A 22389-nucleotide genomic window follows, 5' to 3' on the forward strand; every position below is an offset into this window, starting at 1 on the left:
TCGGGACGAGTGTGCCCCGAAGCGTTCCTGGCTTGCGTGCCAGTAGTGCTGTGTGTTCCTGCCGGCCCCGTGCCGGCCAAGCCGATCGTCGGTTAGGACAGCCGACGACGCCGAGGAGGTCCCCCGCGTGCTCAGCGCCTTCCGCTCGGCTCTCGCGACGCCGGATCTACGCAAGAAGATCCTGTTCACGCTAGCCATCGTCGCGGTTTACCGAATCGGTGCGACCATTCCGGCGCCCGGCATCTCGTACGGTGCCGTACAGGCCTGTAGCTCCCAGGCGCAGCAGGAGGGCGTCTACCAGCTGCTGAACCTGTTCAGCGGTGGTGCGCTGCTGCAGCTGTCGCTCTTCTCGACCGGCATCATGCCGTACATCACGGCGAGCATCATCATCCAGCTGCTCACCGTGGTCATCCCGCGGTTCGAGGAGCTGAAGAAGGAAGGGCAGTCCGGCCAGGGCAAGCTGACCCAGTACACCCGGTACCTGACGATCGCGCTGGCGATCCTGCAGGCCACCGGCGTGGTCGCGCTCGCGGACCGCAAGCAGCTCTTCCCCGACTGCGACCAGCCGATCATCCCGGACAACAGCGTCTACTCGCTGGCGATCATCGTCATCACCATGACCGCGGGCACCGCCGTCATGATGTGGCTGGGCGAGCTGATCACCGAGCGCGGCGTCGGCAACGGCATGTCCGTCCTGATCTTCCTGAACATCGCCGCGCGCATCCCGGTCGAGGGCGGGAACATCCTGTCCAACGGCGGTGGCGTCGCGCTGACGATGATCTGCATCTTCGGCCTGGTGATCATCGCCAGCGTCATCTTCGTCGAGCAGGGGCAGCGCCGGATCCCGGTGCAGTACGCCAAGCGCATGATCGGCCGCCGGATGTACGGCGGCACGTCGACCTACCTGCCGATCAAGGTCAACCAGGCCGGTGTCATCCCGGTCATCTTCGCGTCGTCCCTGCTGTACCTGCCGGACCTGATCAGCCGCCTCGTCGGCGACCAGAACGCCAACTCCGGCTGGCAGGTGTTCATCAAGAACTACATCGTGAACCAGTCCAGCTGGGTACACATCGCGCTGTACTTCGGCCTGATCATCTTCTTCACGTACTTCTACATCACGATCACGTTCAACGTGGACGAGCGTGCGGACGAGATGAAGAAGTTCGGTGGCTTCATCCCGGGCATCCGCCCCGGCCGCCCGACCGCCGAGTACCTGAGCTTCGTGCTGGGCCGGATCACCCTGCCCGGCTCGCTGTACCTGGGCATCATCGCGATCCTTCCGAACTTCTTCCTGTCGGTGACCGGTAGCGGGAACAACCAGAACTTCCCGTTCGGTGGCACGGCTGTGCTGATCATGGTCGGTGTCGGCCTCGACACCGTGAAGCAGATCGAAAGCCAGCTGATGCAGCGCAACTACGAAGGGTTCTTGAAGTGACGCGTCTGGTTCTCGTGGGTCCGCCAGGCGCGGGCAAGGGCACGCAGGCGGTGGCCCTGTCGGAGCAGCTGCGTGTCCCGCACATCTCCACGGGTGACCTGTTCCGCGCGCACGTCGGCCAGGAGACCCCGCTGGGCCAGGAGGCGAAGCGCTACCTGGACTCGGGCGAGCTCGTGCCCGACTCGGTGACCAACGAGATGGTCCGCGAGCGGCTCGCCGAGCCGGACGCCAAGGCCGGCTTCCTGCTCGACGGCTTCCCCCGCAACACCAAGCAGGCCGAGGTCCTCGGCGAGATCCTGGGCGACGCGGACGTCACGCTCGACGCGGTGATCCAGCTCCAGGTCCCGGAGGACGTCGTCGTCGCGCGGCTCATGTCGCGCGGCCGGGCGGACGACACCGAAGAGGTCATCCGCCGCCGTCAGCAGATCTACGTGTCGGACACCGCGCCGCTGCTGGAGTACTACGCCGACATCCTGGTGACCGTCGACGGTGTCGGCAGCGTCGAGGAGATCTCCGGCCGGGTGCTGAAAGCGCTGCGCGACCGCACGTGAACCTCGGAGGATTGCGTGTTCTGCAAGTGCTCCGCCGTGGGCGCATGATCGAAGTCAAGACCCCGGACGAGCTGCAGGCGATGCGGGCCGCGGGCCTGGTCGTCGCCCGCACGCTCGCGGCGGTCCGCGCCGCGGCGAAGCCCGGTGTCAGCACCGCCGAGCTCGACGAGCTGGCCGAGCAGACGATCCGCGACGCCGGCGCGGTGCCCTCGTTCAAGGGCTACCACGGCTTCCCGGCGTCGATCTGCGCGTCGGTCAACGAGCAGATCGTCCACGGCATCCCGGCGAAGACCCAGGTGCTGGCCGACGGCGACATCATCTCCGTCGACTGCGGCGCCATCCTCGACGGCTGGCACGGCGACTCCGCCGTCACGCTGGCCATCGGCCAGGTCTCCGACGCCGACCTGGCGCTGTCCGCGGCGACCGAGGCGGCGATGTGGGCCGGCATCGAGGCGGTCAGTGCCGGCGGCAGGCTCACCGACATCTCCTACGCCGTCCAGTCCGCCGCCGAGCGCGCGGGCCGCGACGACGGCATCGAGTACGGGATGATCGTCGAGTACGGCGGCCACGGCATCGGCCGCCAGATGCACATGGACCCGTTCCTGCCGAACGTCGGCAAGCCCGGCAAGGGCCCCCGGCTGAAGCCCGGCATGGCGCTGGCGATCGAGCCGATGCTCACCGGCGGCGGCGGCGAGACCCGCGAGCTGGACGACGGCTGGACCGTGGTCACGGCCGACGGCTCCCGCGCCGCCCACTGGGAGCACACCGTCGCGATCACCGAAGACGGCCCTTGGGTGCTCACCGCGCCCGAAGATGCCTGAGCTGGGGATTCACCCACAAGCGGTGATCGCCATCACGTCCACCTGCACGGGTCTTTAGCATGGTCACCCCGGTTTGGGGGTCGCGACACGACATGCGTACACTGTCAAGTCGGCGCACTTATCGCGCCCGGATCCTGCGCGCTCGTGAATTCACGGTCTTGGGAGCCGGGCACCAGTGTGCCACGCAACACCCCAACCCGGCACTAGTGCTCGAGTTGATCATGGTGTGGCGACAGACGCTGAAGACAACGGAAATGCGGAGGACATGGCGAAGAAAGACGGGGCCATCGAGGTCGAAGGCCGCGTAGTCGAGCCGCTCCCCAACGCGATGTTCCGCGTCGAGTTGGAGAACGGCCACAAGGTCCTGGCTCACATCAGCGGCAAGATGCGGCAGCACTACATCCGCATCCTGCCCGAAGACAGGGTTGTCGTGGAGCTTTCGCCCTACGACCTCTCTCGTGGTCGCATCGTCTACCGCTACAAGTGATCACGACGAGCAGCTCAGAAGCAGGAGAGCAGAAGACGTGAAGGTTCAGCCGAGCGTCAAGAAGATCTGCGACAAGTGCAAGGTGATCCGCCGTCACGGCCGGATCATGGTGATCTGCGAGAACCTGCGGCACAAGCAGCGGCAGGGCTGATCTGATCGCCAAGCACTCGAGCAGAGTGGATTGACGGCTACACAACCTCCCCGCACCTGCCGGTTCACGCGAGTGAACCGGTTCACCCCCGGGCTTCAGGCCGGGGCCGGGACACCCGAAGCGCAAGCCGAGGGCACGACAGGCGAGTCGGTCCCGGAACCGGACGGGGAGCAGACCTGAAGACGAAACCGAAGAAGGAGCATCAGCGCCAATGGCACGACTCGCTGGCGTAGACCTCCCCCGCGAGAAGCGGTTGGAGATCGCGCTTACCTACATCTACGGCATCGGCCGTACCCGCTCGAAGCAGCTCATCAAGGCTGCCGAGCTCAACGCGGACACCCGCGTCAAGGACCTCAGCGATGACGACCTCGCGAAGCTGCGTACGTACATCGAAGAGAACTTCAAGGTCGAGGGTGACCTTCGCCGTGAGGTGAACGCCGACATCCGTCGGAAGATCGAGATCGGGTGCTACGAGGGCCTTCGCTGGCGCCGCGGACTTCCCGTCCGTGGTCAGCGCACCAAGACGAACGCCCGCACCCGCAAGGGTCCGAAGAAGACGGTCGCCGGCAAGAAGAAGGCTGGCAAGAAGTGAGCGTCCAGGGCAAGAAGGTCGTGCAGATGGGTGGCGTTCACCGCCGCGGCTCGGCTTGTGTCTCGCCCAAGGCGCTCTACGCCCGCCCGATGGCGCTCCGCAACCTGTACACCGACGCCGGTTCGATCATCCGGCGCGGTCAGGCCGAAGCGGTCGCCGCTCACCAAGAGAACGCGCGCTAACAGGAGAACCCTCAGAACATGCCACCGAAGTCTCGTACTGCGGCCGGGGCCAAGAAGGTCCGCCGCAAGGAAAAGAAGAATGTCGCGCACGGTCACGCGCACATCAAGAGCACCTTCAACAACACCATCGTCTCGATCACGGACCCGACCGGTGCCGTGATCGCGTGGGCGTCGAGTGGGCACGTGGGCTTCAAGGGCTCGCGCAAGTCCACCCCGTTCGCCGCGCAGATGGCCGCCGAGAACGCTGCCCGCAAGGCCGCCGAGCACGGCATGAAGAAGGTCGACGTCTTCGTGAAGGGCCCGGGCTCGGGCCGCGAGACGGCGATCCGCTCGCTGCAGGCGGCCGGCCTCGAGGTCGGCACCATCCAGGACGTGACCCCGCAGCCTCACAACGGCTGCCGCCCGCCCAAGCGGCGCCGGGTCTGAGGAACGGGGAGGAGTAAGAAGAAATGGCTCGTTACACCGGCCCCGCGACGCGTATTTCGCGTCGCCTCAAGGTTGACCTCATCGGCGGCGACCAGGCTTTCGAGCGTCGCCCCTACCCGCCGGGCCAGCACGGCCGCGGGCGTATCAAGGAGTCCGAGTACCTCCTGCAGTCGCAGGAGAAGCAGAAGGCTCGCTACACCTACGGCGTTCTCGAGCGTCAGTTCGTCCGGTACTACAAGGAAGCCGTCCGGCGTCCGGGCAAGACCGGTGAGAACCTGCTGCAGATCCTCGAGTCCCGCCTGGACAACGTGATCTACCGCGCCGGCATCGCCCGCACCCGCCGCCAGGCGCGTCAGCTGGTGAGCCACGGCCACTTCCTGGTCAACGGCCAGAAGGTGAACGTCCCGTCGTTCCAGGTCACCAAGTGGGACATCATCGACGTGCGGCCGAAGTCCATGGGCATGCTGCCGTTCGTGGCGGCGAAGGAGTCCTTCGGCGAGCGCCCGATCCCGGCGTGGCTGCAGGTCGTCCAGTCCAACCTCCGCGTGCTGGTCCACCAGCTCCCGGAGCGTGCGCAGATCGACGTTCCGGTTCAGGAACAGCTGATCGTCGAGCTCTACTCGAAGTAGTCCGGCCCTGGCTGGAGTACGGGCGGCGGTGCAACAGGTGCGCCGCCGCCGCGCCATCCCTTCGACGTCATATGGCGGGCGTCGTCTGGAAAGGAACTAGGAAGAAATGCTGATTTCCCAGCGGCCGGCTCTCGGCGAAGAGACGGTCAACGAGACCCGCTCCCGGTTCACCATCGAACCGCTGGAGCCCGGCTTCGGCTACACGCTCGGCAACTCGCTGCGTCGCACGCTGCTGTCGTCCATCCCGGGCGCGGCCGTGACGAGCATCCGCATCGACGGCGTGCTGCACGAGTTCACCACCGTTCCCGGGGTGAAGGAAGACGTCACCGACATCATCCTGAACCTCAAGGAGCTCGTGGTGTCCTCGGAAGAGGACGAGCCGGTCACCATGTACCTGCGCAAGCAGGGCCCTGGTGAGGTCACGGCGGCCGACATCGTGCCGCCGGCGGGTGTCACCGTGCACAACCCGGACCTGCACATCGCGTCGCTGAACGGCAAGGGCAAGCTCGAGATCGAGCTCGTCGTCGAGCGCGGCCGCGGGTACGTTCCGGCCCTGCAGAACAAGCAGGCGGGCGCGGAGATCGGCCGGATCCCGGTCGACTCGATCTACTCGCCGGTGCTCAAGGTGACCTACAAGGTCGAGGCCACCCGTGTCGAGCAGCGCACCGACTTCGACAAGCTGATCCTGGACGTCGAGACCAAGCCGTCGATCACGCCGCGCGACGCGGTCGCGTCGGCCGGCAAGACGCTGGTGGAGCTGTTCGGTCTCGCCCGCGAGCTGAACGTCGACGCCGAGGGCATCGAGATCGGCCCGTCGCCGCAGGAGGCGGACACCATCGCCGCCTACGCGATGCCGATCGAGGACCTGGACCTCACCGTCCGGTCGTACAACTGCCTCAAGCGCGAGGGCATCCACACGGTGGGCGAGCTCGTCTCGCGCAGCGAGGCGGACCTGCTCGACATCCGCAACTTCGGCGCCAAGTCGATCGACGAGGTCAAGCTCAAGCTCGTCGGCCTCGGCCTCGCGCTGAAGGACAGCCCGCCCGGGTTCGACCCGACCGCCGCGGCCGCCAGCTACGACGGTGAAGGCTGGTCGGAGGGTGTCGGTGGCATCGCCGACGGGATTTCGGACGGCCACGACGATGGCCAGGACTACGCAGAGACCGAGCAGCTCTGAGGCTCTGTGCCCGGACGCTGTGAGCTGAACTAGGAGAACCAATGCCCACCCCTACCAAGGGAGCCCGGCTCGGCGGGTCGTCCGCGCACGAGCGGCTGATCCTGGCCAACTTGGCCACGCAGCTGTTCGAGCACGGCAAGATCACGACCACCGAGGCGAAGGCCCGCCGGGTCCGCCCGCTGGCCGAGAAGCTGATCACGAAGGCGAAGCGGGGCGACCTGCACAACCGTCGTCAGGTGCAGAAGGTCGTCCGTGACAAGGACGTCCTGCACAAGCTGTTCGCCGAGATCGGTCCGCACTTCGCGGAGCGTGCGGGTGGCTACACCCGGATCACCAAGACGATGCCGCGCAAGGGCGACAACGCCGCCATGGCCGTCATCGAGCTGGTGGCCGAGAAGACGGTGACTTCGGAAGCCGAGCGCGCTCGCAAGACGAAGTTCGCGAAGGACGAGAAGGCCGCCGCTCCGGTCGCCGAGGAGACCTCGACCGAGGAGACCACCGTGGCGCCCGCCGCCGAGGAGGCCAAGGCCGAGGACACCACCGAGGCTCCGGCCTCGGAGGAGACCGACGCCGACGCCAAGAAGGACTGACGTCCTGACGGCCGATTCGACACCGGACGAGCCCGCCACTCCCCTCGGGGAGGGCGGGCTCGTTCGTCTGCGCCTGGACGTCTCCTACGACGGCACGGACTTCTCGGGCTGGGCCCGCCAGCCGGGCCGCCGCACGGTCCAGGGGCTCCTGGAAGAGGCGCTGCGGAAGCAGCCACCCGGGGCCGCCGTCCCGAAGTCCGTCGTCGTGGCGGGCCGCACGGACGCCGGGGTGCACGCGACCGGCCAGGTCGTGCACGTCGACGTGGCGCCCCTTGCCGAGCCCTCAGGCCGCGTTCCCGTGTCCCCGGAGGGCATTCCGGACCTGGACCGCATGGTGGGCCGCTGGAACCGCCTGCTGCCCGGTGACGTCCGCGTGCTGGGCGCCCGGATCGCTCCGGAGGGCTTCGACGCGCGGTTCTCGGCGATCCGCCGTCACTACCGCTACCGCGTCTCGGACGCGCCGTGGGGCGTGGACCCGTTGCGCCGCCACGACACGCTGGCCTGGAACCGTCCACTGTCGACGGACGCGATGAACGCCGCCGCCGCGGACCTGCTGGGCCTGCACGACTTCGCGGCGTACTGCAAGCAGCGCGACACGGGCACGACGATCCGCGAGCTGCAGCGCCTGGAGTGGGAACGGGTGGACGACCACCTGCTGGAAGTCCGGGTTTCGGCGGACGCGTTCTGCCACTCGATGGTCCGCAGCCTGGTCGGCGTGCTCCTCCTGGTGGGCGACGGCCGCCGCACCGACGCCTGGCCTGGGAAGGTCCTGGCGAGCGGCATCCGCGACAGCGCGGTCGCCCCGGCCCACGGCTTGACGCTCCTGGGCGTGGACTACCCGCCCGACACCGAACTGGCCGCCCGCGCCGAGCAGACGAGGAACATCCGCACCCCGATGCAGTGAATGACTCATTCCTGGCGTCGGACGCCAGGAATGAGTCATTCACTGCTTGGGTCAGTCGCCGCGGCGGACGGGGCCGAGGAGCTGCTGCTCCTTGCCCGTGGTGACCAGGCGCAGGGGGCGCCAGAGGTTGCGGCCCAGCGCCACCACCTGGTCGTCCTTCAACGTCGTCAGCTGGCGCATCATCTGGGGCGGCAGGCGCCAGATGCGGGCGGCCAGCTCGGCCTGGCCGGCCGGGAGGCGCTGCATCAGCACCAGGTCCGCCGCGTTGGCCGTCGCGCCCGCCTGCGGGTGCAGGTACGGCAGCACGTAGACCGTCGTCTGCCAGGGCGAGCGGGGCGGGAACAGGTCCTGCGGCGTCGGGCCGCCGTCGGTCACCACCAGCAGCGGCGCGTCCTCCGACGGCCGCGGCAGCTCGACCGGCGACAGCCGGCGGATCTGCACCAGCGGCGACGGCCGCCCGTCGCGGCTGCCGGCCGCCCGGGAGAGCACCTGCCACTCCGTCGGGCGCCCGGTCGCGACCACGACCCACGCGCCGACCGCCATTGCCCGCATGGCCACCTGGCGGGCCAGGTACAGCCCGCCCACCAGCACGATCCGGGTGGGGGTCGAGCGCAGCGCCGAGATCGTCAGCGGCTCGCCCTTGAGGCCCGAGCCGAGGACGATGCCACCGCGGTCACCCGAGGGACTGATCGCGTCGAGCAGCGCGGGGTCCACGGTGAACTCCGGTGCCACGCCACTGTTCTGCCCGGCGTCGCGGACGCGCGAACTCATGCTGTGCCTCCGATCGGCAACGTCGCGGCGAACGCGGAGACCTGCAGCCCGCGCAGCGGCGTCAGGTCCACGCCCAGCCGCTCGGACAGCCCCTGCAGCCGCTGGTCGGCGGCGTCGAGCTCACGCGGGTTCCGCGCGCTCAGCCGGACCACGCCGCGCAGGCCGATCTTGCCCTCGTCCGACGCCGGGGAGATCGACATCGCGAGCGTCGCGGACAGCGCGCGGACGCTCGTCAGCGCGTTCAGGCTGCTGGTGACCTTGCCCTTCGGCCAGCCGGTGATGGCGTAGCTCGCGTGCCCGATCCCGGCCGCGGTCACCCCGGACCAGCGTTCCTGCAACGTCACCTTGGTGGGCGACCCGGCCACCGACGTCAGCTCGGCGGCGGAGATGCCCGCCCGCAGCAGCTCGTCCGGGTCGAGCGGCCGCGTCGGCACGCCCTGGGACTCCAGCGCGTTGCGCACTCGCGACAGCGCCCCGATGAGCGCGCGGTGGGCGCCGACGACGCCGCCGCCGCGCTCCCGGATCGCCGCCGGGCACCGCCGCGGGTCGAGCCGGATCGCCACCCACGTCGTCCGCCGCGCCGCCGCGGGCAGCGGGCCCAGCACCTCCATGTAGGAGCTCAGCGCCGGCGAGTCCGACGGCAGCGCCGCGCTGCCCGGGTAGCAGTGCCAGATCATCTGGATCGAGTCGAGGACCACGCCGCGGTCTTCGAGGCAGGGGGCCAGCGCCGACAGCGGCAGGCTGGGCGCGCCGTCGGCCTGGGTGATCAGCGCCGGGGCCGGCTCGACGAGCAGCACCGCCGTCCACGTGCCGTCGTTCCAGGCGAGCCCGACCTGCTGGCGTTCGTGGTCGACGCCGTGCGCGACGACGAGGTCCGGTACGGCGATCCGGAGCAGGTTGACGCGGGCGTCGTCGGGACCGGTGACCGAGGTTTCCTCGGCGGTCATGGCTTCGACGGTGCTCGGCGGGAGCGGGTTCGCGACCCGGTCGTGCGAGCGGAAGGTGTAGCGCAGCGTCAGGCCGACCCACTGGGTGAACCACCGGCCGCGCCAGCGCAGCAGCGCGACGATGAGGGCGAAGCCGACGATGCCGACGGCGACCCACTTGAGCGACATGTCGATCGCGAGCAGGACCAGGCCGATCGCGAGGCCGACTTCGAGCACGACGAGGTTGGCCACGGGCAGCGGGCCGAGGGTGACGCCGGCGGACCGCCGTCGCGCCGGCGGGGCCACCCGGGCCGGGCCGGGCGGGGGAGTGGCGGGACCGCTGTCGTCGGGCCCCTGGGGGCCGCCAGGACCACCGCCGGGGCCACCCGGGCCACCAGGACCACCGCCACCGGGACCACCGGGTCCGCCGGGGCCGCCAGGCCCGCCGGGGCCGCCAGGCCCACCGGGACCACCACCACCGGGACCGCCTGGGCCGCCGCTACCGGGACCACCCGGGCCACCAGGACCACCTAGGCCGCCGGGACGGCCACCAGGACCACCGGGGCCGGGGACACCAGGGCCGCCAGGGCCGCGCGGCGGCATGCCGGGGCCACCGGGAGCGCCGGGACCGCCACCGGGCCCGCCGGGCACCCCACCGGGTCCGCCAGGGCCACCGGGGACGCCACCGGGCACCCCTCCCGGGCCGCCGGGACCACCGGGTCTGCCCGGCCGCGGCGGCGGGCCCGGCGGACGGCCACCGGGCGGCGGGGGCCCGGGCGGGCCAGGCGGACGTGGAGGAGTGGTGACGGACATCCGCGCTTTCTCTTCCCCTCGTGCTTGCTGCGTACCCGGAAGCCGGGTCCCGGGGTGCCCGACACTAGCTTGAGTTGGTAGAAACCCCACACCAGACGGTCCCCGTACGGCTATCCTGCGGAACCGTACCGCGACGGGGAGAGCTGTAGGTCGAGAATGCCATCAACACCCACGACTAAGTCTCAGGTCCAGGCGTATCAGTTCGTCCTACGGCGGATGCAGTCGGCGCTGGTCCGGCGGGACGCCGTGATGCTGCACGACCCGATGCGCACCCACACGCGGGCCACCATCGTCGGCGTGGTGCTGGGCGCGCTCGGCATGATCGTGTTCGTCGTCTGGGGGCTGCTCAGCCCGGCGCCGTCGGTGCCCGAGGCCGGGAACATCGTCATCGGCGAGCAGTCCGGCACGGTCTACGTCGTGGCGGCGGGCAACCCGAAGAAGCTGATCCCGACGTTCAACCTCGCGTCGGCCCGGCTTCTCCTGCTGGCCCAGCAGAAGCAGCCGAACGCCGGCGGCGCGACCGCGGCACCCGCTCCCGCCCCGGCGAGCCCGGCGAGTGTGAAGAATCCCACGGTCGTTTCCGACGATCAGCTGAAGGACATTCCGCGCGACAAACTCACCGGAATTCCGGACGGTCCGCAGCTGATCCCGACGGATTCCCAGCGAATTACCCCCAATTGGGCCGTCTGCGACCAGGTTCAGCTGGACCAGTCACTGCCGAATCCCGACACCGGCCGCACGAACACCTACGTTTTCGGTGGTATCGCACCGAGCGGGCTGGGCACCGAGCTGCGGGAAAACGAGGCGTTGCTGGCGAAGGCCGACAACGGGAAGACCTACCTCGTCTACCGGCTGCCGAGCTCCCGGAACCGGCCGAACGCGAACACCGTGCGCGCCGAGATCGACGTCGACAACCCGAACGACGCCGTCCGAGTGGCGCTGCAGCTGCCGCCGTCGCCGCGGAAGATCACGCAGGGGCTGCTCAACGCCATCCCCGAGGTGGCGAAGCTGACGCCGCCGAAGATCCAGGGCGGCCAGGCCCCCGGGGACTTCGACGGCCTCGCCGCGGGTGACGTCTTCGCCACGCAGCAGGCCGGCGAGACGACGCTGAACTACTGGGCGATCACCCGCACCGGCATCCAGCGGGTGTCCAACGCCGTCGCCGACATCATCCGCGTCGCGAAGAACGGCAGCTCCGGCAAGATCCAGACGCTCGGCCTCGACAAGCTCGCCGGGGTGCACACCCTGCAGCCGACCGACCCCGACTACATCCCGGTCGACGACTTCCCGCGCTCGGTGCCGACGGTCCTCGACGCGACGAAGAACTCGTCGGTCGCGTGCCTGGGCTGGTCGCTGGTCGGGTCCGGGCCCGACCAGGACGGGCACACCTCGGTGTACGTCGACACGCAGCTGCCCGGCCAGAAGAGCACCGGCGAGAAGTTCACCCCGATGACGGTGACCACGCCGGGCCCGAACCGGGTGCCGCTCAACGGTTTCTACCTCAAGCCCGGGTTCGCCGCGGTGGTCCAGTCCGCCACCGGCAAGGCCAGCTTCGGCAAGGGCCAGATCCAGCTGATCTCCGACCGGGGCGTCCGCTACAGCGTCCCGGACGCGCAGACGGCGGACTCGATCGGCCTGAACAACCGGCAGCCGGCGCCCGAGTCGATCATCGGGCTGCTGCCGACCGGGGCGTCGCTGAACACGCAGGACGTGCTGCGGCAGTTCGACGCGGTGCCGATCGACCCGAACGCCGGCTCGTACCCGACTCCGACCGCGCCGCCGGGGAACTGAGGCTCTCAGGGACTCAGCGGAACCGCAGGCCCGCGGCGGGCGTCCCACGCTCGAAGGTTTTCTCGTGAGCGGAGGTGCCGTGGCCGGCTTGAGGATGGACGGCGTGGTCGTCGCCCGGTACGCCGAGACGGCCGAGGCCGCCGCGGCCGACCTGGACACGGCGGCGGCCGAGGTCGGCGGGGACGTCACCGCGGAGTCCTACGGGACGCTCGGCGCGCAGATCGGTCTCGGCGAGTCCTACGGCCGCGCGTCCGGGGCGTTGCGGCGTCAGCTGGCCGACGGCGCCGAGGCGCTGCGCTCGGCCGCGGAGGCGCTGCGGCAGGTGGCGGTGCGCCACGGCGGCCAGGACGCGGACGCCGCGGAGCTGATCAAGCGGGCCGGGAGGCTCGACGGATGACTGCTTCGGTGCCGGTACCGGCGGGCGAGGACATCACCGCGGCGGCCGAGCCCTACCTGGCGTACCTCACGGACCTCTCGCGGCAGCTGGGCGTGATCGACCCCGTCGAGACGTACTTCCGGCCGCTGATCGGCCGCTGGGCCGACCTCGGCGCGGAGGCGGACAGCCTGCGCCAGGCCGCGTCGGTCGCGGCCGAGGTTTCGGCGCGCCTGGACGACGAGCTCGGCCGGCTCGACGCGGGCTGGGAGGGCAAGGACGCCGACTCGTTCGTCGCGTACATCCGTGCGATCGGCGCGGCGGGCGGCGACCTGCGCGAGGCACTCGAAGCCCTCGCCGGCGCGCTGGACGAGATGGTGACGACCCTGCGGCACGTCGCCGTCGACCTCGTCGAGGTGCTGGTGGACGCGGCGGAGCTGACGTCGGAGACGATGCTGCTCCCGAGCGGCGGCGCCAAGCGCGCCCGGGCGCAGCTGCAGGAGACGCAGGATTCGGCCAAGGCACTGCACGAAACCGCGCGCGACGTGCTGGAGGCGTTCGACCGGCTGTGCAACGGCGTCGACGACCCGGACGCGGCGTCCCGCACGATCGAGATCCGGCACCGGTACCCGCCGGAGCGCTTCAAGCTCCACGACGACGCGCTGAACGAAGCGGCTTCAGCGGACGAGGTCATGACCCCGTCGTCGGCCGACGGCCCGGCGGAGGGACGCCACACGGGTGCCGGAACCCCCGAAACGCCGCAGCCCGCCGACCCACCGCCCGCCCCGCAGGCGGAGCCGGACCACAGCACGTCGGGCGGAGTCCCGATGATGCCGATGATGGGCTTCGGCGCCTTCGGCTCGGGCGGCCAGGCTCGCCGCCCCTCGAAGACCCGCCCGGTCACGAAGTCGTCGGACCTGCTGGGCGAGCCCGGCCTGGTCGCCCCACCGGTGATCGGCGAGGACGAGAAACCACCGGAGAAGAACCCGCCCGCGAAGTGACGGAAGGGGCATCACGTGTGACCCAGGGGGCATCACGCCGATGCCCGCTCAATCACGGGTGATGCCCTCCCAGTCACGTGTGATGCCTCTCCAAGCACACGTGATGCCCTTCCCAGCACGGGTGAGGCCCGTCAGCGGCGGGTGGTTTCGGTCTCGGCTGGGCGGTTGCGGCGGATCGTGTGCATCACGAACAGCGTGATGAGCAGGGCGAGCACGCCGCCCGCCGTGCCGGCCAAGGCCACGATCATCGGGGTCGAGCTGCGGTCGTTCGCCGGGGGGAGCTGGGCCATCTGCGGGGCGGGGATCGGTGCCTGGTTCCCGACCTCCGAGGGCAGGACCTGGGTCAGCGCCGCCACCGGGTCGATCACCCCGTAGCCGACGAAGTTGTCGCGGCCGCCCGGGGCCGCCGGGTGCTGGGCGGTCTCCTTGATCCGGTTGATGATGCCCTTGGCGTCGAGCTTCGGGTATTTCGCCTTGACCAGCGCCGCCAAGCCGGCCACGTACGGTGCCGCGAAGCTGGTGCCCTGGATTTCGCTGGCCTTGTCGCCGTTTTCGAACGTCAGGTTCGCCAGGCTGCCGGACCCCTCGGCGGGGTCGAGCGACACGATCTTCGTGCCGGGAGCCGCGACGCCGACCCACGGGCCGTGCACGCTGAAGGGCGCGACGCTGCCGAACTCGTCGATCGCCCCGACCGACAGCACGTCGTCGGCGAACCACGGCGGCGTCACGATCGTCTTGGGCTTGCGCGCGTCCGGCTGGTCGTTCTGCGGGCAGGTGTCCGTCGCGTTGCCGGCCGCGGCGACGATCACGATGCCGGCCTGCGCCGCGAAGCGCACGGCCGCCTGGACCTGCTGCTCGCCTTCGGTGATCGAGCCGGTGGCCGGGCGGCAGTTGTCGACCGACATGTTGATGATGTCGGCTTCCTTCCGCTCGGCGATGCCGCGGATGATCTCGGCCAGCGTCTTCAGCGTGCCCGCGGTGCCGGCCTTCTCCAGCTGACGTCCGCCGTTGGACTGCCCGGGGGACGTCCCGTCGCCTTCGGCGCCGCCACCGCCTCCGCCGGGCGGCGGTTCGGTGGAGGACTCCGGCGGCGGGTTCGTGCTGGACGACGGAGGCGGAGCGCTCGAACCGGCCGTCGCGTTCTGCTTCGCGGGCTCGTAGTTCTCGCTGAGCTGGCGGTAGGACACGATCGTGGCGTCCGGGGCGACGCCGACGAACCCGACCTCGGGGTTGTCCGGCTTCGCCCCGATGATCCCGGCGACCTCGGTGCCGTGGCCGTCGCAGTCCTCGAGACCCGGCGGCTGGCCCTTCGTCGGCGTGGCCACGTAGTCGCCGCCGGACTTGAGCCGGTCCTGGAACCACGGGTGCCGCGTCACGCCGGTGTCGATCACCGCCACGCGGACGCCGCCGCCGGCACTGCCTCCCGTGGCCGCCTTGACGATGTCCTGCGCCTTGGAGATCTGCAGGTACTCCTGGCCCCACGGCCGGTTCTTGATCTGGATGTCCTGGCCGAGGGTGCTGCGCTGGACGCAGCCCTTCGTCTGGGTGTACGTCTTGTCGGGCTGGCGCGAGTCCGGGATCAGCTTGGTCATGTCGACCGGCGGCGGGGTCGCGAAGTAGCCGTCGGCCGGTGCGGCCTGCGCCCACGCGGGCACCGCGAGCGTCAGCGGCGACAGGAGGCCGATCGCGCCGGCCAGCAGGGCCGTCGTGGTCCTTCGGGTGGCGCCGGGATGCCGTGCTGCTGCCATCGGAGATTCACCCGATCCGGTCACTTGAAGTTCAGGTGCCGCAGGGTGGTGTAGAGGTCCATCACACCCAGGGCGAGGGGCAGCACGGAGGCGATGCAGATCGCTTCGATGATCTCCACCGTGCGGCGCAGCGGCGGCGAGAACCGCTGGTTCGGGAAGATCACGCCGACGACGAGCGCACCCGCGGCCAGCAGGATCAGCACGCCGAAGACGTAGAGCAGCCGGTTCTGGGCGTTCGCCGAAATCAGCCAGCCGACGGCGATCCCGGTGGCCGAGACCAGGCCGGTGGTGAGCAGCGCGATCGCCTGGCTGCCGTTGGCGTACGCGCGGGCGCGCAGCAGCAGGACGAGCGTCGCGACGACGGCGAGGATGATCCCGAACGCCCCGGGCGCGCTCGCGGCGATGATCGCCGAGACGGCCACCGTGGCACCGCAGCCGACCATCAGGCCGGTCATGTAGTTGTGCGCGATCGCCGTGCGGCGCTCGATCGCCCGGTAGTCGGGGAAGCCGGAGTCTTCCTTCAGCTCTTCGGCGTTGCTGGGGACGTGCGGCAGCGGCAGCTTCGCGAGCCAGATCGTGGCGCGCGGCAGGATCGAGATGCAGGCGAGGGCGACCGCGACGGTGCCGGCCGCGATCCCGGGCGCCGGGTGCGCGACGAGCGTGCCGAACAGGAAGGCCAGCGCGCCGAAGGTGCCCGCGGTGGCCGCGGCGATGAACGTCGTGATGCCGGCGCCGATGACCATGATGCAGACCGAGGCGACGATGATCACCAGGACCGCGCCGAGCAGCAGGTTGGCCCGCAGGGACAGCCCGGGCACGATGTAGAAGCCGCTGACGAAGGCCAGCGGCAGGCCGCCCGCGGCGGCGATCAGCACGCCGGTCGGCTCGGCCTGGTAGCCCTTGGCGAGGGTGGCGCCGATCGCGACGCAGGCGATCGCGCCGATGCCGCCGGCGATGGCCGCGCCCAGCGCGCTGCCGCCGTAGAACGAGCCGCTCATGAACAGCGCGACGGCGGCGGCGAACAGCGCCAGCCCGCCGGCGACGTGCCCGAACCGGTTCGCCGTCTCCTTCGTCCACGGCCGGAAGCTGTCCGGGGACGACTCGGCGATGGCGTCGACGACGTCGTCGTACAGCGGCGGCGGCGGGTTTTCGTTGCGCTTGCGCAGCTGGAGCAGCTCGCCGTCGACGACGCCGAGCGAGGCCAGCGTGCGGCTCGGGTCGAGCGGGGCGTCCCCGAGCTTGGCCAGCGCCCAGCCACCGTGGCGGGCCCCGCCGTCGGGCGAGGTCTCCTTGGCCATGTCCAGCAGCATCGGCAGCAGGTCGGCCACCGCGACGTCGGCGGGCAGCGCCACGTCGATCCGGGTGGACGGCGCGACGACCGTCACCCTGCTGAATACTGTCGTGCCCGTAGCCACTGCACTGCCCCCGCTCGGTCGATGCTGCTCCCGGGGGAACTTATACCGAACCCCGGTGCCGACATCATCGAACGTCCGAAAATCACCGGCAATGGCCGCTCGCACCCGAGAACCGCAGTTTACTGTCGGTGCCGGGCCGTACACTCGCCTGACGACGATCGGGCAGCGTTTCCGAGGGGTTCCGGCATCCGGCGGAATTCCCGGGGGGCGTTCGATAGGTTGGTCGCGCACACCTTGCGCGGTGGCCGCCATCGTCGCGTTTGAATGAGGGGTCCTTCGATGAGCACGCTGCAGTTCAAGAAGTCGCCGCGGCTGGCGGCACCGCGGCCGCCGGGCGGTGAGGTGCACCTGGAGCCGCCGCCCGAGGTGCCCCGGGTGATCCCCGGCAACATCGTGATGAAGGCGCTTCCGGTCGTCATGATCGTCGCGTCGCTCGGGATGATGGTCTTCATGTTCCAGGCCAGCAACCGGAACCCGATGATGATGGCCATGGGCGGCATGATGGTCGTCGGGACGCTCGGGATGATGGCAGGCGGCGGTGGCAAGGGCGGCGGCGCCAAGCGCGCCGAGATGGACGAAGACCGCAAGGACTACCTGCGCTACCTGGGCCAGATGCGCGACCGCGCCCGCGAGGCCATGGTCGACCAGCGCGCGGCACTGGAGTGGGTGCACCCGGACCCCCAGTCGCTGTGGTCGCTGGCCGCCAGCCGCCGGATGTGGGAACGCCGTCAGAACGACCAGGACTTCCTGCACCTGCGCGTCGGGCGCAGTTCCCACCGCCTCGCGACGCGGCTGGTCCCGCCCCAGACCGGGCCCGTAGACGAGCTGGAGCCGATCGCCACCCTCGCGCTGCGCCGGTTCGTGCGCGCGCACTCGATCGTGCCCGACCTGCCGACCCAGATCACCCTCCGCGGGTTCGCCGCGGTCAGCATGCAGGGCGACCGCGCGCTGACCCGCGGCCTCACCCGCGCGATGCTCGCGCAGCTGGTCACCTTCCACAGCCCGGACGACGTGCTGATCGCGGTCGCCACCGCGGGCCGCGCGAAGGAGGAGTGGGAGTGGGCGAAGTGGCTGCCGCACGTCCAGCACCCCACGCTGTCCGACGGCATCGGCCAGCTCCGCATGATGGCCGGTTCGCTGGCCCAGATCGAAGACTGGCTCGACGAAGAACTGCGTGACCGCCAGCGCTTCTCCCGCAACGCCACGCCGGCGCCGGACCAGCCGCACGTCGTCATCATCATCGACGACGCCGAAGTCACCCGCGAAGAGCAGATCGTCCTCGAAGAGGGCCTGGTCGGCGTCACGCTGATCGACCTGTCCGACTCCCTCGGCAACCTCGCCGCCCGCCGCGGCCTCCGGCTGGTCGTCGAGGCGGACAGGCTGGGTGCCCGCAGCGCCGGCGGCGTCGAGTGGTTCGGCCGTCCGGACACCCTCAGCCTGGTCGAAACCGAGTCGCTGGCCCGGCTCATCTCGCCGTACCGCGTCGGCGGTGCCGCGGGCCAGGACATCGGCGACGAAGAGCCGCTGCTGTCCAACCCGTCGCTGCTGGAGCTGCTCGGCATCCCCGGCGACCCGATGACCTTCGACGTCCAGCAGGCGTGGCGGCCGCGGCCGATCCGCGACCGCTACCGCGTCCCGTTCGGTGTCGGCGAGTACGGCCAGCCGGTCGAGCTGGACATCAAGGAAGCGGCCGCCGAAGGCATGGGCCCGCACGGCCTGTGCATCGGCGCCACCGGTTCCGGCAAGTCGGAGTTCCTCCGCACCCTGGTGCTGGGCCTGCTGGCCACGCATTCGTCGAGCACGCTGAACTTCGTCCTCGTCGACTTCAAGGGTGGCGCGACGTTCCTCGGCCTCGACAAGGCCCCGCACGTCTCCGCGGTCATCACCAACCTCGCGGACGAGGTCACCCTGGTCGACCGCATGAAGGACGCGCTGGCCGGCGAAATGAACCGGCGCCAGGAAGCGCTGAAGAACGGCGGCAACTTCAAGAACGTCTGGGAATACGAGAAAGCGCGCGAAAACGGCGCGGACCTCGACCCGCTGCCGGCGTTGTTCATCGTCTGCGACGAGTTTTCCGAGCTGCTGAGCGCGAAGCCGGACTTCATCGACCTGTTCGTCGCCATCGGCCGGCTGGGCCGGTCGCTGCAGATGCACATGCTGCTGGCCTCGCAGCGCCTCGAAGAGGGGAAGCTGCGCGGTCTCGACTCGCACCTGTCGTACCGGATCGGCCTCAAGACGTTCTCGGCGGCGGAATCCCGCGCCGCGATCGGCGTGCCGGACGCGTTCGAGCTGCCGTCGGTCCCCGGTGGTGGCTATCTGAAGTACGACACGTCGACGCTGGTGCGGTTCAAGGCGTCCTACGTCTCGGGCCCGTACCGCCCGGCCGGCCTCAAGGCGGCGGGCCCGGCGGCGACCGTGGTCCGCGCGGACAAGCGGCCGCAGCTGTTCGTCCCGGACTTCGTCGAGCTGCCGAAGGAGCCGGAGCCGCAGCAGATCGAGGCGCCGGTGCAGGAGCAGCGGCAGTCCGAGGAAGCGGTCGAACCCAGCGAGCTCGACGTCATCGTCTCGCGCCTGGTGGGCCAGGGCCCGCCGGCGCACGAGGTGTGGCTGCCGCCGCTGAAGGACCCGAACTCGCTCGACACGCTGCTGCCCAACCTGAACCCGACCGACGACCGCGGCCTGTCCCCGGTCGGCTACTTCGGCAACGGGCGGCTGCAGGTGCCGCTGGGCATCATCGACCGGCCGTACGAGCAGCGCCGCGACCCGCTGTGGGCCGACTTCTCCGGTGCGGCGGGCCACGGCGTGATCGTCGGCGGGCCGCAGACGGGCAAGTCGACCATGCTGCGGACGCTGATCATGTCGATGGCGCTGACGCACACACCCGAGGAGGCGCAGTTCTACTGCCTCGACCTCGGTGGTGGCACCCTGGCCGGGCTCGCGGACCTGCCGCACGTCGGTGGCGTCGCGGTGGCCCGGCGCGAGCCGGACAAGGCCCGCCGGATCGTGGCCGAGCTGACCACCCTGCTCACCGAGCGGGAAGGCCGGTTCGGGGCGATGGGCATCGACTCGATGACCGAGTTCCGCAACCGCAAGCGCCGCGGCGAGATCCGGCCGGACCAGGACCCGTTCGGCGACGCGTTCCTGATCGTGGACAACTGGCGGGCCCTGCGCGACGACTTCGAAGAGCTCGAGACCACGATCACCCGGCTCGCCACCCAGGGTCTGTCCTACGGCGTGCACGTGATCATCTCCGCCAACCGGTGGGCCGACATCCGCCCGGCGATCAAGGACATGCTGGGCACCCGGTTCGAGCTGCGCCTCGGTGACCCGACCGAGTCGGACATCGACCGGCGCGTCGCGGTGAACATCCCGGCCGGGCGGCCGGGCCGCGGCCTCACCCGGGAGAAGCTGCACATGCTCGGCGGCCTCCCGCGGATCGACGGCTCCAGCGACCCGGAGACGATCGCGGCCGGCGTGGCCGACGCGGTGGCGAAGATCAAGGGCGCGTGGCGCGGCCGCGTCGCGCCGCAGGTCCGCCTGCTGCCCGAGCTGATCACCTACGAAGACGTGCTCAAGCTCGACACCGCGCGGGACTCGAAGCTCATCCCGATCGGCGTCAACGAAGAAGATCTGCAGCCGATCTACCTCGACTTCAACGCCGAGCCGCACTTCTACGCCTTCGCGGACGGCGAGTCGGGGAAGACGAACCTGCTGCGGCAGATCGCCCGGGGCATCTCGGAGCGCTACACCGCCAAGGAAGCGCTCATCCTGCTGGTCGACTACCGGCGCACGATGCTCGGCTTCATCCAGGGCGATTCGCTGCTCGGGTACGCGGTTTCGGCCGCGCAGCTGGAGAGCATGGTCGGCGACGTCTTCAACTCGATGACGCGGCGCCTGCCGGGTCCGGACGTCACGCAGGAGCAGCTGAAGACGCGGTCCTGGTGGAAGGGCCCGGAGCTGTTCATCCTGGTCGACGACTACGACCTGGTGGCCACGTCGACGAACAACCCGCTGCGGAAGATCTCCGACTTCCTGCCGCAGGCGAAGGACGTCGGCCTGCACCTGGTGACCGTGCGGCGCACCGGTGGCGCGAGCAAGGCGATGTACGACCCGATCATCGGCAAGCTCAAGGAGATCGCGGCGCCGGGCATGGTGATGAACGGTTCGCGCGACGAAGGTGCGCTGGTCGGCAACATCAAGCCGAGCGCGATGCCGCCGGGCCGGGGCAACCTGCTGACCCGGAAGAACGGCAAGCAGCTGATCCAGGTGTCGTGGATCCAGCCCGACTGACGACGGCGGCCGGACGCGCTCTCGGCGAGGTGGGTAGGTTCCTCCTCGGGGGCGCGTCCCGGCGGCGGGGCGCGGGGGATCGCGACGGAATGTGCGGGAGCTGCTGGTGACGGTCCGGGTTGCGGTGGACTTCGGGACATCGAGCACCTGCGTCGTCGCCTCGGTGAACGGGCGCGAGCCGCAGGTCGTGGTGATCGACGGCCAGCCGCTGATGTCCTCGGCGGTGTACGCGGCGGCCGACGGCACGCTGTTCGTCGGCCAGGAGGCCGAGCGGCAGGCGGCCGTCGACCCGTCGCGCTACGAGCCGAACCCGAAGCGGCGGATCGACGAGGGCGAGCTGCTGCTCGGCGAGAACGTCCTGCGGGTGACCGACGTCGTCCACGCCGTGCTGGGGCGCGCGGTGTCCGAAGCGCGCCGCCTGGCCGGTGACGCCGAGGTCGACCTGCTCGTGCTGACCCACCCCGCCGACTGGGGCGCGATCCGCACCCGGCTGCTGCGGCAGGCGGCGGGCGGGCTGGCGCGCGAGGTCGCGCTGGTGCCCGAGCCGGTCGCGGCGGCGGTCTACCACGCTGCGACCTTCGCACCGCAGGACGTGACGAACGACCGCACCGTCGAGTTCAGCGGCCGCCCCGGCGACGCGCTCGCGGTGCTCGACCTCGGCGGCGGCACGGTCGACGTCAGCGTGGTGCGGCGGCTGCCGCCGGACACCGCGCGGGACCGCGCCGGCCGTCCGCAGCGCGGCGGCTTCCAGGTGCTCGCCACCCGGGGCGACCCCGGCTTCGGCGGCGCGGACATCGACCAGGCGCTGCTGGAGCACGTCGGTTCCCTGGTCTCCGCGGCCGATCCGGACGCCTGGCGCGAGCTCGTCGAAGGCCGCGAGCTGGCCGACCGGCGCCGTCGCCGCGTGCTGCGCCAGGACGTGCGGGGCGCGAAGGAGACGTTGTCCCGGCACGCCTACACCGACGTGCCGATGCCCCCGCCCTTCGCCGACGCGCACGTCACGCGCGAAGACCTCGAACGGCTGATCGCGGCCCCGCTCGGCCGGGCCGTCGAGCTGACGGTCGCCGCGATCGGCGACGCCGGTCTGCGGCCGAAGCAGCTCACGGCGATCTTCCTGGTCGGCGGCTCGAGCCGGATCCCGATGATCTCGCGGCTGGTGCACGAACGCACCGGCGTCGTGCCGACGAGCCTCGACCAGCCCGAAACGGTGGTCGCGCGCGGCGCGCTGCGCGCGGTGCTGGTGGACCCGGACCGCACCGGCGCGCTGCCCGGCGAAGCGATGGCGCGGCTGGGCGCGGCACCGGGCGGCGCCCTCA

Annotated in this window: 22 protein-coding genes; 17 read left to right on the forward strand and 5 right to left on the reverse strand. The window is 70.6% G+C overall.

All coding sequences use genetic code 11. The annotated features are described in order from the left end of the window. Window positions 1-127 precede the first annotated feature (127 nt). From secY to truA, 12 genes are all read left to right on the forward strand, one after another. A complete protein-coding gene (gene secY / locus IE317_RS40520; RefSeq protein ID WP_191316656.1) occupies window positions 128-1435 on the forward strand; it encodes a preprotein translocase subunit SecY in 1308 nt (435 codons plus the stop codon). Next, the gene (locus tag IE317_RS40525; RefSeq protein WP_191316657.1) at window positions 1432-1986 is read left to right on the forward strand and encodes an adenylate kinase; all 555 of its coding nucleotides are present in this window, start codon (window positions 1432-1434) and stop codon (window positions 1984-1986) included. Before secY ends, IE317_RS40525 begins: the two co-directional genes overlap by 4 nt. A 44-nt stretch (window positions 1987-2030) precedes the next feature. Beyond that, on the forward strand, window positions 2031-2807 hold the full coding sequence (map, locus tag IE317_RS40530) for a type I methionyl aminopeptidase (protein WP_191316658.1): 777 nt from the start codon (window positions 2031-2033) through the stop codon (window positions 2805-2807). A gap of 265 nt (window positions 2808-3072) precedes the next feature. After that, window positions 3073-3294, forward strand: a complete 222-nt coding sequence (gene infA, locus IE317_RS40535) for a translation initiation factor IF-1 (protein WP_004558881.1) — start codon at window positions 3073-3075, stop codon at window positions 3292-3294. A 37-nt stretch (window positions 3295-3331) separates the two neighbouring features. Then, window positions 3332-3445 carry a 50S ribosomal protein L36 gene (rpmJ, locus tag IE317_RS40540; RefSeq protein ID WP_004558882.1) on the forward strand — a complete coding sequence of 38 codons (114 nt, stop codon included), beginning with the start codon at window positions 3332-3334 and terminating at the stop codon, window positions 3443-3445. 211 nt (window positions 3446-3656) lie between these two features. Next, window positions 3657-4037, forward strand: a complete 381-nt coding sequence (gene rpsM / locus IE317_RS40545) for a 30S ribosomal protein S13 (RefSeq protein ID WP_004558883.1) — start codon at window positions 3657-3659, stop codon at window positions 4035-4037. Beyond that, window positions 4034-4219, forward strand: coding sequence for a hypothetical protein (locus tag IE317_RS40550; RefSeq protein ID WP_004558884.1), 186 nt, complete (start codon window positions 4034-4036; stop codon window positions 4217-4219). Before rpsM ends, IE317_RS40550 begins: the two co-directional genes overlap by 4 nt. Window positions 4220-4237: 18 nt before the next feature. After that, window positions 4238-4645 carry a 30S ribosomal protein S11 gene (rpsK, locus tag IE317_RS40555; protein WP_004558885.1) on the forward strand — a complete coding sequence of 136 codons (408 nt, stop codon included), beginning with the start codon at window positions 4238-4240 and terminating at the stop codon, window positions 4643-4645. 23 nt (window positions 4646-4668) lie between these two features. Beyond that, window positions 4669-5274 carry a 30S ribosomal protein S4 gene (rpsD, locus tag IE317_RS40560; RefSeq protein WP_125306120.1) on the forward strand — a complete coding sequence of 202 codons (606 nt, stop codon included), beginning with the start codon at window positions 4669-4671 and terminating at the stop codon, window positions 5272-5274. Window positions 5275-5380: 106 nt separating this feature from the next. Further along, window positions 5381-6451: a DNA-directed RNA polymerase subunit alpha gene (locus tag IE317_RS40565; RefSeq protein WP_004558887.1), complete on the forward strand. Its 1071-nt coding sequence runs from the start codon at window positions 5381-5383 to the stop codon at window positions 6449-6451. Between the two features lie 41 nt (window positions 6452-6492). Next, window positions 6493-7041: a 50S ribosomal protein L17 gene (rplQ, locus tag IE317_RS40570; RefSeq protein WP_191316659.1), complete on the forward strand. Its 549-nt coding sequence runs from the start codon at window positions 6493-6495 to the stop codon at window positions 7039-7041. Window positions 7042-7114: 73 nt separating this feature from the next. Continuing rightward, window positions 7115-7945 (forward strand): tRNA pseudouridine(38-40) synthase TruA, encoded by an 831-nt coding sequence (gene truA / locus IE317_RS40575; RefSeq protein ID WP_229903181.1) that lies wholly within the window; start codon window positions 7115-7117, stop codon window positions 7943-7945. Window positions 7946-7996: 51 nt separating this feature from the next. On the opposite strand, the gene IE317_RS40580 is transcribed toward truA, so the two are convergent. The 3 genes from IE317_RS40580 to IE317_RS40590 form a co-directional block, all read right to left on the reverse strand. Next, window positions 7997-8716 (reverse strand): hypothetical protein, encoded by a 720-nt coding sequence (locus tag IE317_RS40580; RefSeq protein WP_086853099.1) that lies wholly within the window; start codon window positions 8714-8716, stop codon window positions 7997-7999. After that, window positions 8713-9894 (reverse strand): type VII secretion protein EccE, encoded by a 1182-nt coding sequence (eccE, locus tag IE317_RS40585; RefSeq protein ID WP_191316660.1) that lies wholly within the window; start codon window positions 9892-9894, stop codon window positions 8713-8715. The genes IE317_RS40580 and eccE overlap by 4 nt, the downstream gene beginning before the upstream one ends. A gap of 278 nt (window positions 9895-10172) precedes the next feature. Beyond that, window positions 10173-10328 carry a hypothetical protein gene (locus tag IE317_RS40590; protein ID WP_191316661.1) on the reverse strand — a complete coding sequence of 52 codons (156 nt, stop codon included), beginning with the start codon at window positions 10326-10328 and terminating at the stop codon, window positions 10173-10175. Window positions 10329-10671: 343 nt separating this feature from the next. On the opposite strand from IE317_RS40590, the gene eccB reads away from it, so the two are divergent. The 3 genes from eccB to IE317_RS40605 all read left to right on the forward strand — a co-directional run bounded on the left by eccB (window position 10672) and on the right by IE317_RS40605 (window position 13620). After that, window positions 10672-12246, forward strand: coding sequence for a type VII secretion protein EccB (eccB, locus tag IE317_RS40595; RefSeq protein WP_229903179.1), 1575 nt, complete (start codon window positions 10672-10674; stop codon window positions 12244-12246). A gap of 64 nt (window positions 12247-12310) precedes the next feature. Continuing rightward, complete coding sequence (locus IE317_RS40600; protein WP_229903180.1) at window positions 12311-12643, forward strand: hypothetical protein; 333 nt, start codon at window positions 12311-12313, stop codon at window positions 12641-12643. Beyond that, complete coding sequence (locus IE317_RS40605) at window positions 12640-13620, forward strand: WXG100 family type VII secretion target (protein WP_191316663.1); 981 nt, start codon at window positions 12640-12642, stop codon at window positions 13618-13620. Before IE317_RS40600 ends, IE317_RS40605 begins: the two co-directional genes overlap by 4 nt. Window positions 13621-13751: 131 nt before the next feature. Here IE317_RS40605 and IE317_RS40610 read toward each other — a convergent pair whose 3' ends face one another. Both IE317_RS40610 and eccD read right to left on the reverse strand, forming a co-directional pair. Further along, entirely contained in the window at window positions 13752-15368 is a 1617-nt protein-coding gene (locus IE317_RS40610) for a S8 family serine peptidase (protein WP_191316664.1), read from the reverse strand. A gap of 20 nt (window positions 15369-15388) precedes the next feature. Further along, window positions 15389-16753 carry a type VII secretion integral membrane protein EccD gene (gene eccD, locus IE317_RS40615; RefSeq protein ID WP_191316665.1) on the reverse strand — a complete coding sequence of 455 codons (1365 nt, stop codon included), beginning with the start codon at window positions 16751-16753 and terminating at the stop codon, window positions 15389-15391. A gap of 309 nt (window positions 16754-17062) precedes the next feature. Here eccD and eccCa point away from each other — a divergent pair, with 309 nt between their 5' ends. Next, complete coding sequence (gene eccCa / locus IE317_RS40620) at window positions 17063-21073, forward strand: type VII secretion protein EccCa (protein WP_191316666.1); 4011 nt, start codon at window positions 17063-17065, stop codon at window positions 21071-21073. A 106-nt stretch (window positions 21074-21179) separates the two neighbouring features. Further along, the coding region (locus IE317_RS40625) for an Hsp70 family protein (protein WP_191316667.1) at window positions 21180-22389 on the forward strand (1210 nt) is incomplete at its 3' end.

Source organism: Amycolatopsis bullii, assembly GCF_014654205.1.
Lineage (GTDB): Bacteria > Actinomycetota > Actinomycetes > Mycobacteriales > Pseudonocardiaceae > Amycolatopsis > Amycolatopsis plumensis.

Coding starts and splice junctions, on each gene's coding strand:
- map (WP_191316658.1), top strand. CDS start 2,031: ATGATCGAAGTCAAGACCCCGGACGAGCTGCAGGCGATGCGGGCCGCG.
- infA (WP_004558881.1), top strand. CDS start 3,073: ATGGCGAAGAAAGACGGGGCCATCGAGGTCGAAGGCCGCGTAGTCGAG.
- rpsM (WP_004558883.1), top strand. CDS start 3,657: ATGGCACGACTCGCTGGCGTAGACCTCCCCCGCGAGAAGCGGTTGGAG.
- rpsK (WP_004558885.1), top strand. CDS start 4,238: ATGCCACCGAAGTCTCGTACTGCGGCCGGGGCCAAGAAGGTCCGCCGC.
- rpsD (WP_125306120.1), top strand. CDS start 4,669: ATGGCTCGTTACACCGGCCCCGCGACGCGTATTTCGCGTCGCCTCAAG.
- IE317_RS40565 (WP_004558887.1), top strand. CDS start 5,381: ATGCTGATTTCCCAGCGGCCGGCTCTCGGCGAAGAGACGGTCAACGAG.
- rplQ (WP_191316659.1), top strand. CDS start 6,493: ATGCCCACCCCTACCAAGGGAGCCCGGCTCGGCGGGTCGTCCGCGCAC.
- IE317_RS40580 (WP_086853099.1), bottom strand. CDS start 8,716: ATGAGTTCGCGCGTCCGCGACGCCGGGCAGAACAGTGGCGTGGCACCG.
- eccB (WP_229903179.1), top strand. CDS start 10,672: ATGCAGTCGGCGCTGGTCCGGCGGGACGCCGTGATGCTGCACGACCCG.
- IE317_RS40605 (WP_191316663.1), top strand. CDS start 12,640: ATGACTGCTTCGGTGCCGGTACCGGCGGGCGAGGACATCACCGCGGCG.
- IE317_RS40610 (WP_191316664.1), bottom strand. CDS start 15,368: ATGGCAGCAGCACGGCATCCCGGCGCCACCCGAAGGACCACGACGGCC.
- eccCa (WP_191316666.1), top strand. CDS start 17,063: ATGAGCACGCTGCAGTTCAAGAAGTCGCCGCGGCTGGCGGCACCGCGG.